General features: G+C 29.8%; 11 protein-coding genes. All 11 read right to left on the bottom strand.

Going from position 1 to position 12,267, the window contains the following annotated elements; translation table 11 throughout:
• Window positions 1-91: 91 nt before the first annotated feature.
• The 11 genes from VLK81_RS02060 to VLK81_RS02010 all read right to left on the bottom strand — a co-directional run bounded on the left by VLK81_RS02060 (window position 92) and on the right by VLK81_RS02010 (window position 12,265).
• A complete protein-coding gene (locus VLK81_RS02060; RefSeq protein ID WP_324618850.1) occupies window positions 92-454 on the bottom strand; it encodes a hypothetical protein in 363 nt (120 codons plus the stop codon).
• A 71-nt stretch (window positions 455-525) separates the two neighbouring features.
• Complete coding sequence (locus tag VLK81_RS02055; RefSeq protein WP_324618848.1) at window positions 526-1,737, bottom strand: ATP-binding cassette domain-containing protein; 1,212 nt, start codon at window positions 1,735-1,737, stop codon at window positions 526-528.
• Window positions 1,724-2,857, bottom strand: a complete 1,134-nt coding sequence (locus VLK81_RS02050; RefSeq protein WP_324618846.1) for an ABC transporter ATP-binding protein — start codon at window positions 2,855-2,857, stop codon at window positions 1,724-1,726. The genes VLK81_RS02055 and VLK81_RS02050 overlap by 14 nt, the downstream gene beginning before the upstream one ends.
• Before the next feature lie 10 nt (window positions 2,858-2,867).
• Complete coding sequence (gene oppC / locus VLK81_RS02045; protein ID WP_324618845.1) at window positions 2,868-3,803, bottom strand: oligopeptide ABC transporter permease OppC; 936 nt, start codon at window positions 3,801-3,803, stop codon at window positions 2,868-2,870.
• Between the two features lies 1 nt (window position 3,804).
• Complete coding sequence (locus VLK81_RS02040; protein ID WP_324618844.1) at window positions 3,805-5,289, bottom strand: ABC transporter permease; 1,485 nt, start codon at window positions 5,287-5,289, stop codon at window positions 3,805-3,807.
• Between the two features lie 69 nt (window positions 5,290-5,358).
• Window positions 5,359-7,449: an ABC transporter substrate-binding protein gene (locus tag VLK81_RS02035; RefSeq protein WP_324618843.1), complete on the bottom strand. Its 2,091-nt coding sequence runs from the start codon at window positions 7,447-7,449 to the stop codon at window positions 5,359-5,361.
• 52 nt (window positions 7,450-7,501) lie between these two features.
• Complete coding sequence (locus VLK81_RS02030; RefSeq protein ID WP_324618842.1) at window positions 7,502-7,984, bottom strand: thioredoxin domain-containing protein; 483 nt, start codon at window positions 7,982-7,984, stop codon at window positions 7,502-7,504.
• Between the two features lie 1,193 nt (window positions 7,985-9,177).
• A complete protein-coding gene (gene mscL / locus VLK81_RS02025; protein WP_324618840.1) occupies window positions 9,178-9,564 on the bottom strand; it encodes a large conductance mechanosensitive channel protein MscL in 387 nt (128 codons plus the stop codon).
• 9 nt (window positions 9,565-9,573) lie between these two features.
• A complete protein-coding gene (locus tag VLK81_RS02020; protein ID WP_324618839.1) occupies window positions 9,574-10,650 on the bottom strand; it encodes a type II secretion system F family protein in 1,077 nt (358 codons plus the stop codon).
• Window positions 10,651-11,805: a GspE/PulE family protein gene (locus VLK81_RS02015; RefSeq protein WP_324618838.1), complete on the bottom strand. Its 1,155-nt coding sequence runs from the start codon at window positions 11,803-11,805 to the stop codon at window positions 10,651-10,653. It lies immediately after the preceding gene.
• Window positions 11,792-12,265 carry a nucleoside deaminase gene (locus VLK81_RS02010; protein ID WP_324618837.1) on the bottom strand — a complete coding sequence of 158 codons (474 nt, stop codon included), beginning with the start codon at window positions 12,263-12,265 and terminating at the stop codon, window positions 11,792-11,794. Before VLK81_RS02010 ends, VLK81_RS02015 begins: the two co-directional genes overlap by 14 nt.
• Between the last annotated feature and the right edge of the window lie 2 nt (window positions 12,266-12,267).

Below are 12,267 nucleotides of genomic sequence, written 5' to 3'. Positions count from 1 at the left end.
TAACTTAAATATAAAAGCCCTAAGTCGCTTAATAAATAAGCCTATTCTTAGAGCTTTAAATAAACTATTAAAAAATAAAAACAAATAATGACTAATTCTTTTTCTTATATCTATCTACAATATTTTTTTCTATCTTTCCAAATATCATACCTATTAGACTAATTACTAAATATATATAAACATAAACTCTCGCTGTTTCATTAAAAAAAATAATAGTATCTAGGTATGCAAAAATTACAATAAATAAATTTATTAAAAAATTTCTTCCAAATTTAAAGGAGTATGAAAATGAAAGGATTGCTACTGTAAGCGGAAATATTATTGTAAGTAAAATTTCATCGAATTCACTATCAAATAATAGTGGAAGTAAAAAGAATATGCCTATTATCATTAATATATACATTAGAAAATTTTTATTTAAATATTTTTTAATTTTTTCCTTATTTATCTTCAATTTTTCCTCTTTTCCCTTGACTAGTAAATTAAAAGCCCCATCATAAATGGGGCTAAAAAATCTTTTTAAAACTATTTGTTAAGGTTTGATAGGTCTTTTTTTACACTTTCTCTATCCATTTTCATCTTCTCACGTTTTTCTCTATAGAAATTAACGTCAGCTTCTGTTGAGAATACAAAGTGTCCAGGAACTATTTCCCTTAATGCAATACCTTCTGCATCAATTGGTCTTTCTTCAACATATTTTATTACTTTCTTAGCCTTTTCAATCCTTGGATCAGGAATAGGTACAGATTGTAATAAGCTTCTTGTGTATGAATGAAGTGGATAAGCAAAAAGCTCATCTGTTTCAGCTATTTCTACAATTTGTCCATGGTGAATAACTGCAATTCTATCTGAGAAATATCTAACTACAGAAAGGTCATAGGCAATAAATAAATAAGTTAAACCTCTTTCTTCTTGGAATTTGTTTAAAAGGTTTAGAACTTGTGCACGAATTGATACATCAAGTGCTGAAATTGGTTCATCAGCAATTATAAAATCTGGTTCCATAACGATAGCTCTAGCTATCCCAACTCTTTGTCTTTGTCCACCAGAGAACTCATGTGGGTATCTTGATTTATGTTCAGGAAGAAGTCCTACTTGTTCAAGAACTTTATTTACTTTTTCTTCTCTTTCTTCCATATTAGCATAAAGTTTAAAGTTATCAATACCTTCGCCTATACAATAGTCAATATTAGCTCTTTCATTAAGAGATGCAGCAGGGTCTTGGAATATCATTTGCATGTGTCTTACAAGTTCATGCTCATCTTCTTTTGTCATTTTGCCATTAATTTTCTTACCCTTGAAGATAATTTCTCCATTACTTGTTTGGTTAAGTCTTATAATAGCTCTACCTATTGTAGTTTTTCCAGATCCTGATTCTCCAACTAGAGAAAATGTTTCACCCTTAAAAATCTTAAAACTTACATCTTTAATTGCCCTAAATTTTCTCTTTCCGTTAGTAAAAGTAACATCAAGATTTTTAACTTCAAGTAATACTTCTTTATCTTTATAATAATCGGTAAAGACTTCATCACTCTCTTTATTATGATCTTCTTTTACAACAGTTGTATTATTAATAATATCCTTATTTGGATCATTTTCAATATTAGTTAGTGGAATATCAGTTCTAGTTTTTGGTGATTGAACTGAAGAATCACCTTTAATTGCAGGATCTTTAATATTTCCACCTTCATAATTCTCTACTGTTTTTTTATTAAGTTTCTTCTTAGGATCTGTCACTGTAGATTCCTCCTTTAGATGTAAGAGCTACCATCTTTTCATGAAGATTTTGAATAGCCCTTGGTTTTTCAAATTTTGGTGCTCTTTCATCTAAGAGCCAAGTTTTTGCATAGTGCGTATCAGTTACCTTAAACATTGGCGGTTCATATTCAAAATCAACTTTCAAAGAGTACTCACTTCTTTGAGCAAATGCATCTCCCTTTATTTCTTGGAATAGTGATGGAGGTGTACCCTTTATTGCAAATAAATCTTCATCTTTTTCTCCTAATTGTGGAAGAGATGAAAGTAGTCCCCATGTATATGGGTGTCTTGGATCATAGAATACCTCTTCTATTTCTCCATATTCTATAATTTGACCAGCATACATTACAGCTACAATATCAGCAACATTGGCAACTACGCCAAGGTCATGTGTAATATATATTGTTGTAAAATCATATTCTTCAGAAAGCTCCTTAATAAGAGCAATAATTTGAGCTTGAATAGTTACATCAAGAGCAGTAGTTGGCTCATCACAAATAAGAATCTTTGGTCTACAAGCAAGTGCTATTGCTATAACTATTCTTTGTCTCATACCACCTGAATACATAAATGGATATTCGTCATATCTTTTTTCTGCTTCAGGAATACCAACACGAGTCATTAATTCTATAGCTAATTGCTTAGCTTCTTGTTTTGATTTCTTTTGATGCTTTACAATAACTTCAGATATTTGATATCCAATAGTTCTAACTGGGTTTAAAGATGTCATAGGGTCTTGGAAAATTGTAGCAATTTTATTTCCGCGAATATCAAGCCATTCTTTATCAGTTTTATACTTAGCTATATCCTTTCCTTCAAACCAAATTTCACCTTGATCAACCCTACCATTTATTTCAAGCATTCCAGTAAAAGTCTTAGTAAATACAGATTTACCTGAACCTGATTCTCCAACTATTGCAACAACTTTTCCCTTTTTGAAATCCATTGAAATATTTCTAATGGCTGTAAGCTCTCTATCCCTAACTTTAAATTTTACTACTAAGTCTCTAACAGCAAGTATTGTGTCTGAACCTATTTCTGCATGATTTTCAGAGAATGGATTGACAACTTGACTATTATTTTTTTTATTATCTACCATAATTTTCCTCCTATATCATGTGGTTTCTAGGGTCACTCGCATCAGCTAGAGTTTGACCTACTATATATAAAGAAACTGATATAAGTGCTGTTACAAATACAGGAATTACAAATAGATAAGGAGCTGATTGCATGAACTTAGAAGATTGTTGAACAACTCTACCTAATGATGCAACTTCTTCAGTTAAACCTACACCTATATATCCAAGGAATACTTCGTAAGAAATAAAACTTGGAACGTCTCTTGAAATTATTGTTACAAGTACAGAAATCAAATATGGTAAAATATTATTCTTAATAATTTTAGAGGTAGATGAACCTAAGTTTTTTGAAGCTAAATTGTATTCTCTATCTCTAATTATCATTACTTGGACACGAATGAAATAAGCTGTAAAAATCCAGTTTGTACAAGATAGGGCAAAAATTAGCTGCCAAACCCCTGCACCAAGTGCAAAAGATAATACCATAACTATTAAGGTAAAAGGAACATTTGCTATGATGTTATAAACTTCAATCATAACAACGTCCACTTTTTTAGAAAAGCCCCAGAACATACCTACAATTACTCCAATTACAATTTCAATAACTGTAGCTGTAAAAGCAATAAATAGAGAAGTTCTTGCCCCTGACCATACAAGTGAGAAAAGATCTCTACCAACATCATCTGTACCAAAAGGATGGGCAAGGCTAGGTCTTAAAAACCATTTAGATTTATCATTGATATTTGCTATGTTCATGTGATTGTATCCAGAAATAATCGGGTGAACAATACTCATAACAACTACAAAAGAGAATACTATGAGCATGATAATAGCTGTTTTTGATGAGAAAAATCTTTTAAATACACTTCCCCAATAAGAATATTTTGGTGCTGCAATTTTTTCTGATTCACTATCATCAACTTTATAAGGAACGAATAGATCGCTTGGAATATTCTTTTCAGTCATATTATTCTCCTTCCTTTACATTTAATGAGATTCTTGGATCAACTTTAGTCATAAGTAAGTCTCCTAAGAATACAGAGAAAACGGATAGTGTTGTAAAAATAAATGTTAAAGTAATTACCATGTTGTTGTTAGCAGCCTTAATAGAGTCTGGAAGCATTTTACCCATTCCAGGAATAGCAAATATAGACTCAGTTATTACGGCTCCAGAAATTGCTAAAATAATAGAACCTGGAATACCATTTACAATTGGAATAATAGCATTCTTTAAGATATGATTTTTAGAAATTTCTCTTTTAGTTAAACCTTTAGCTTTAGCAAATTTTACATAATCTGCATTTTGTTGGTCTACCATATAACGTCTTATCCACATCATTAGAGATGGAGTTGATAAAAGTGCTAATATAACAATTGGCAAAATATATGATCTTATATCACCAAATCCCAATTGAGCAAATTTATCTGGAAGTCCAATGTTATTACCCAAATATTTCATAAAGAAAATAAATGCCAAAGATGGTACAGCAATTAAAAGGTTAATATAAACAATTCCAAGTTTATCTATAAATTTCCCCTTATTTCTTGCCATTGCAACCCCAAATGGTAGTGCAAATAAATATGTTAGGATAAGTGAGCATATACCAAATAAATATGAAGTACCTATCATAGATGGAGAATCGAATCTCTTTTCTACATCCGCGTAATTATCTCCATATTTTTTCTCTTCAGCTTTTGTAAGCTTGTATTTATACTGTCTTGAATATTGATTGTCAGCTTCTTTTCCCTCATAACCTGTTGGGAATTTTTGATCAATTTTTTTAGCAGATCCTTGCCCTTTGCCAATAACATCAAGAGTCATGATACCTTTGTGCATAGGGAAAGATTCACCAAAATTTAATCTAAATTTATTTTGGTGTATAAATGGGAAACTACCATTAAAATATAGTTGATTTTTAAATTTACAGCCTTCACATTGAAGAGCAACAAGTCCATTTTGAGTTTTTCCCCAATAGTATTTTCTTTCCATATCTGGATTATTTTCATCTTGAATAGCATTTTTATTGTCAACGCTTATTAATCTCTTGAAAAATCCACCAATTAACTCTAGGCTATTGTAGTATTTGATAGCTACTACAGAACCTCTTAACTTATCATTTTTGTCTAATGTTTTTACAGTATAGCCCTTTTTTTCCATTTCGCTAAGTAATCTTTTATTTTCTTCAGAACCAATTTCTACTGCTTCTTTAGGATTTTCTGAATATTTTTGAGCCATTTCCGCCATATTGTAATAATCAAGATAGCCTAATTGTTTTAGCTTTGTCCAGCTATATACATCTTTTTGATTAGCCTTTAATTTTCTATAAGCATCATCATTTTCAAAAACTTTTGAAATAGGTACAAGTTTATAAACCATTATTACAACTATGGAAACAACTATTAAAATCGAAATAATTGATTTTACTAATCTGGTTAATATATATTTTTTCACCGTCTATGCCCCCATAAATATTAAAAAATAAGGGGTTGGGTTTCAACCCAACCCCTTTTGTTAATCTAATTAATTTGCTTTCTTTGCTTCTTCAAATTTTTCGTATGCAGCTTGTCTTTCTTCAGCTGTAACTATATTTTCTTGAAGTTGAAGTGACTTGAATTTTAATTGAGATGCTCCCCAAGGAGAGTATAGTTGAGAGAATGGAACGTAGTGAGATACTACTTGTCCTCTTGTTTGTTGAGATGTTGGGATATAGAAAGCATGTTTGATTAGACAAGCATCTGCTTTAGCAAATAGTGTATATCTCTTGTCCATATCAGAAGTTTCTTTATCTGCTTCTCTATAGTATTTTTCATATTCCATTATTCCAACTTGTTCTTTAATGTCTTGATCTTCTACATTACCTTCTTCATCTTCAGTTCCAAGACCACAATTTATCATATAGTTACCTGTAGTAGCTGAATAAATATCTACGAAAGATTTAGGGTCAGCATAGTCAGGTCCCCATCCAGTGAATGTTGAAATATCATAGTCAGCTTTAGCTGGGTCACCATTTCTATAAGCTATACTTTCAACAGTATCTTTATCTCTCATAACAAGTTCAATTATGATTTTTCCATCAGTATTTTCTTCGATAGATTTTTTCATAGATTGACCTTTTTTAACAAGAGAGTCTGATGTTTGAAGAACTAACATATCTAGTTTAACTGGGAATTTAATTCCTTCTTCTTCAGCTTTAGCTATAAATTCTAGAGCCTTTTCTTTTGATAACCATGGATCTTGTCCATCGTTTAGGTCAACTTTTTCGCCTGTCATTTCTTCATATTGCTTAGAAACATTTTCGTAGTATGTTGTTCCATCTGATAGGTTACCAGCTTCTGGGAAGTTGTTAACATTTCTTAGAGTTTCTGCTGCAAGAGCTTCTGGAGCAGTAACTGCTAGAGCTGCCTTAGCATCATAAGCTGCTCTTAAAGCTTTTCTAAAGTTTTCACTTAAAATAGCCTTGTGAGTGTTTTCTCTAGCTTCTTCATCACTAGCATAATTTGTTTCATCAAAGGTTTGTCTATTAAAGTTAAATACAATTCCGAAAGCATACGCATTTGGAAGGTTGAAGTAAGCGTAATCTTTATATTTGTCTAGATATTTATCATAGTCTTCCCAAGTAGCACTTAAAGCAGCTTGAGGATAAAGACCACTTTCAAATCCTTTAATTACTGAATATGGGTCTGAACCATCATCATATATATAAGTTACTTTCTTTAAGAATACATTGTCTTTATCCCAGTATGAAGGGTTAGCTTTCATAACGATTCTTGATTTTGCAGTATTTTCTTCCATAATGTATCCACCATTGTATAGGATAGCATCATTTTGAAGAGCACCAAATGAACAATTTTCAGGGTCAGGAGATCCTAATGCACATCCAGGGCCTTTTCCTTCAAGGAAATTTCTACTAATTGGATATAAAACTGTATAAGTAGTCATTGAAGGGAAGAAAGGTGTTGGTTTTTCAAGAGTAAATTCAAGTGTATCTTCACTAAGAGCTTTAACTCCAACTTTTTCCCATTCTTCATCTGAGAAGTCAGATTTTAAATAATCTGAATATCCTTTGATAATATCTTGTAGTAACCAAGATGTTTCAGATTTAAATTCAGCACCATGTCTAACGCCTGTTACGAAGTCTTCAGCTGTTAAAGTGCCTTCTTCGTTTTCATCAGCATCTACCCAATTTACACCTTGTCTAATTTTAAATGTCCAAACAGTTTTGTCTTCGTTTGACTCATAGCTTTCTGCAAGACAAGGTTTTAATTTACCATTAGTATCTGTTTCTAGTAAGCCGTCAACTAAGTTAGCATTGATTTCATGGTCAGAAGTTTTTGATGAAAGTACATAGTCATAAGTTGCAACTTGGGTTGCAGAAGCTACGTTAAGTTCATCAAGCTTAGAAATCTTCATTTGAGAAGGATCAACTTCTTTATTATCTTCGCCATCTGGAGTTTCTTCTCCATTGTTAGCTGTATCATCAGTGTTTTCTGTGTTAGTTGTAGTTTGCTTATCATCTGGTTTCTTATCGGTTTCCTTATTGCAGGCAGTTAAGAAAACAGGAATCATCATAGCAAATGCAAGTAGCAAAGCTATAACTTTTTTCTTATTCATTTTTTTGTTTCCCCCTTTAAAATATGTTTTATATGATTAAATCATATACCAATTAATTATTCTCAATAAGTTTAAGGATATCTTCTTTTAAGTAAGGACTATTAACCTCTAACTTATTGAGAACCCCGTCCTTGTTACTATAGAAAGCTGGTATATACTCTAAAGAAGTATCTTTAATAAATTTATCAAGCTCCTCATCATCTTCAGATGTATCAATGTAATAAATTTTTAAATTTTTTTCTTCTTTTATTTCTTTCAATACCGCTGAAATGTCTCTACAGTATGGACAAGTTTCCCTTCCCATGTAAAGATAAAAGTTTTCGCTATCTTTTTTACTATTAATATCTTTCATAGAAACTTTTTCAAAAGATTTAATATTCTCAAGATAGACCTCTTCGCTTACATGGTCTTTTTCCGACTGGGAAGAAGCTGTAACCTCTTCATTAGTTTTTTTGTCTATGGTTTTATCTTCTTTGTTGCAAGAAGCTAGTAAACCAATAGTTAGTAAAAAAACTAAAAGTATATTTTTTTTCATATCTGTGATTCTCCCAGGTTGATGTGATTAAAATAATTTTACTAAAGGTAAAATTTATTTTTCTTATAATATCACAACCAGTATATGTTGTCAACTAAAGATATAAATTTTGTAAATATTAATAAAATAGAATTTTAAATATCAATGTAGTTTTTCTGGGTAAATCAGATATTAAAAAAATATAAATCACACCTTGTATGACTTAACTTTATTATACCAAATATATTAAATTTATCAAGGAAAAAGACCCCTTTTGTTTAAAGTTAGTATAATTTTTATATTTAATATAAGTTTGTAAAAACGATTTACCTAAAAATTTTTTTTATTTTATTATTTCTATCAAATGGCTTGTTTTGATACTTTTTCTGTAACTTTTTTGTAACTTTTAGAAAAAAAAGTTTTCTTTTTTTTATTTTTATGTTTAGAATCAAAACTCCTGGGTATATATATAATACAAACTTAATAATTTACTATGGTAGTTAAGTTTTATGAACCTTGACAAGCTATTCTCGTTAATTTTAAATTAAGAATTAAACTTTTCAGAAGAATTTCAATTAGGCCACAAAAAAGGCAAATGAATGTTAAAGTCGCAGAAATTAGCAAAAGTTATTCTTATTACAAGTAAATATTAAAATTTATACCAATGAGAAATAATATTTCCTTTGAATGAAAAAAGGAAAATATTTTTAATATAGATTGTATGAATATTAATTGAGAATTTATTTTTATCAATTATTAATTGATAAATATTTTATCAGTTATTAACGGAGGTTTTTCTTAGATGAAAAAAATAAGGTATTTGAAAGAAATTTAGATAAGTTTTGAAAGGAGAATATAAATGATTGAACCTAAACACTTACACGAGAATAGCATAAAAGGATAAAAGCTGACTTAGAATATAAACTAAAAGTCAGCTTTTTATTTTGCTTTAAAAGATTTTTACTTATGTATTATATTTTTTTATGAACTATATTTCCCCAACAATTTATTATTTATTTTATTTCTTTTTCTCTCATGTATGTACTAGGTTCTTCTTAGCTTTTTATATTTTTCAATTTCGAATATTATTTTCTACTTTATAGTCTCAGGATATTTCTATTTTTAATTTTTTTCTTCTAGTATCCATGTTTTAAAATAAAAAAACAAGATAGGAAATATTCCTATCTTGCTTTTCGTGATTTAAAAGTTTTTTTCTACTTTAATTCAGATGTACAATGAGGACATCTAGTGGCTTTAAGGTCAACTTCACTTTTGCAATATGGGCATGTTTTTGTAGTAACTTCAGCAGGCTCTTCTTTTTTAAATTTATTGTTAGCTTTCACAATTAAAAATAGGACAAATGAAATGATAATAAATTTTATAATTGCTGATAACAATACACCATAAACCATTTCAACTCCCAGAATGTTTACTGAAAGTCCATCTAGGGCAATTCCTGCTGTGAGTGCTCCAATTATTGGATTTATTATTCCCTCTACTAATGCATTGATAACTGCACTAAATGCAGCTCCAATAACTACTGCTACGGCAAGATCAATTACATTGCCTTTCATAATAAACTCTTTAAATTCTTTTAACATATTTCCCTCCTAATAATTTACATAATCGATAAGATTAAACATTGGTGTTGCTACCGATATTACTATAAATCCAACTAGTCCAGCCATGAAAATAATTAAAACTGGTTCTAATATAGTAATTAGTCTTTCAAGATAACTAAGGTATATAGTTTCATAGTAAATATAGGACTTTTCCATTACACTGTCTAATTTTCCAGACCTATCAGCAACCCCCAACATTTCTATAAATATTGATGGTAAAAATTCTATTTTTTCAAATGATTTACTAAGACTTTCTCCTCTAGTAAGATCATCTTTTATATTTAGTAATTTTTCTTCAAGGTATGAATTTTTACTTAAGGACCTTAAGCAATCTATAATTTTTAATATATTAATATCTCTTTTAGCTAAATTTTTTATTATAAATGAGTAATTATAACATAATCTAATAGTAATAATATTTCCATATATGGGAAAATTATAGATAAGTTTATGGTTTATAAGTCTAAGTGTTTTAGATGTCCTATTAAATATAAAAATTAATAATACCAAAAGTATCGGTGCCAGTAATATATATACCCAATTATTTATTAAAAAGTCTGATATAGAAATCATTATTTTTGTTGATGTAGGTAGGTCTGTCCCCATGCTTTCATACATTTGGCTAAAGCTAGGGAGAACTTTTAAAATAAGAAAAAAACTGACTAAGATTGATGTTACAAAAAGAATAATTGGGTAGATAAGTTTTGATTTTGTTTTACTCATTTTTTCAAGTTTTATTTTGAGATAGTCTTTTATTTCAGATAAAACTTCATTTAATGGACTTCCTAGTTCCGCAGATTCTAACATAGCAAGTATATATTCTTTATTTTCTATATCTTCATAGGAAAAGGCAGTAAAAAGACTCATCCCTTCATTTAACCTATTATAAATTCTTCTTACAAAGTCTCTTTCTTTTTTATTTTTTGTTCTAATATTGTCTAGCGAGTAGAGAATAGGTAGTCCTGCATCTAATAGAACAGAAAATTCAGTGAAAAATTTTAAGAGAAATTTGGATTTTATTTTTTTATTTATGTCGGTGTTTAAAATTTCTATTAATTTTTCCATCTATAGTTCCTCTAGCCCATAGGCCTCTTTAAGTACGTCTTTTAAAAAGAATTCTCCACTTTTAACTTTTTCTAAGGCTTTTTCTAAAAGAGTTTTACTACCTTTTTCTTTATAAATTCTCTTATAGGTATTTTCAAGCTCCTTCGCTCCTATACATTTAATATAATCCCTGTCAAATTCTAATAATTCAAAAACTGCTTCTCTTTTAGTATAACCACCAATACATTTTTCACAGCCAACGTTCTTGTATAAAAGATTTGCATCTATCTGATATTTTTCTAAAATACTTTTTTCCTTATCACTTGGAGAGTAGCTAGACTTACAATATGGGCAGAGGCTTCCTATAAGTCTTTGGTTTATAACAAGTGAAAGGGACGAAGCTATTAAATAATCTTCAACTCCCATGTCCATAAGTCTTATAATTGAGGAAAAAGAACTATAGGTATGGAGGGTTGATAAAATAAGGTGACCTGTAATTGATGATCTTACTGCAATTTCTGCAGTTTCCTTATCTCTGATTTCACCTATCATGATAACATCTGGGTCAGACCTTAAAATCGACCTTAATGAATTTTCGAAGCTAAGTCCTCTTTTGCTATTAACTTCTATTTGATTTATCCCCTGAATTTTATATTCAACTGGATCTTCAACTGTGATTATATTTTCTCTTCCTGTATTTATCCTATTTAGAAAAGAATAAAGGGTAGTTGTCTTGCCCGAACCAGTAGGCCCTGTTACAAGTATCATGCCATTTTTTCTTAAAAGTTTACTTTCTACTATTCCAAGTTCTTCTTTTGAAAATAAATCTTCTAGGTCTTTTTTAGATCTTTTAGGATCAAGTATCCTTAAGTAAGCTTTTTCTCCAGTTATAAGAGGAAGTATGCTAGTTCTAATATCTATTTTATTATCCTTAATGGAAATAGAAAAAGACCCATCTTGAGGATTAAGTTTTTTTGTTGTATCCAAATTAGAAAGAATTTTAATTCTAGCAATCAACTTTTCGTGAACATCTTCAAACTTTTTATATCCATATAAAATTCCCTCAATCCTAAATTTTACAAGGCTATATTTTCCATTTTTTTCAATATGAATATCAGAAGCTTTATATTTTATTCCGCTTAATAAAATTTCATTTACTATTTCAATCGCATTCATTTTCTCGTCTATCCCTCAGCTTTTTAAAAAAATCCCTTAGTAGAGTTTGGCATTCTCTCTCTTCTATGCCTCCTTCAAAGGTAAATTTGTGGTCTCTTATATTTTCCAAAATATTTCCATTTGATATTACATATCCAGAGTTTTTATCGTATGCACCAAATACGAGTCTTGGTATTCTAGATTTTATAATTGCTCCTAGGCACATTAGGCAAGGCTCTAGGGTGACATAAAGTGTGCATCCTAAAAGTCTCCAGCTCTCTAAATATTCTGAAGCTTTAATTATGGCATTTATTTCAGCATGAGATGTTGCAAGATTTTTTGTTTCAACAGTATTATAAGCTCTAGCTATTATCTCTCCTCTAAAAACCACAACAGCTCCAATTGGAACTTCATCTAATTTTTCTGCTTTTCTAGCTTCTTTTATAGCTTCTCCCATAAAATATATATCTTGATCCTGCATAT

Source organism: Citroniella saccharovorans (assembly GCF_035481615.1).
In the GTDB taxonomy this organism is placed as follows: domain Bacteria; phylum Bacillota; class Clostridia; order Tissierellales; family Peptoniphilaceae; genus Citroniella; species Citroniella saccharovorans.
Note: the sequence above shows the minus strand (reverse complement) of the source record. Positions and strands in the feature narration are given on the sequence as shown.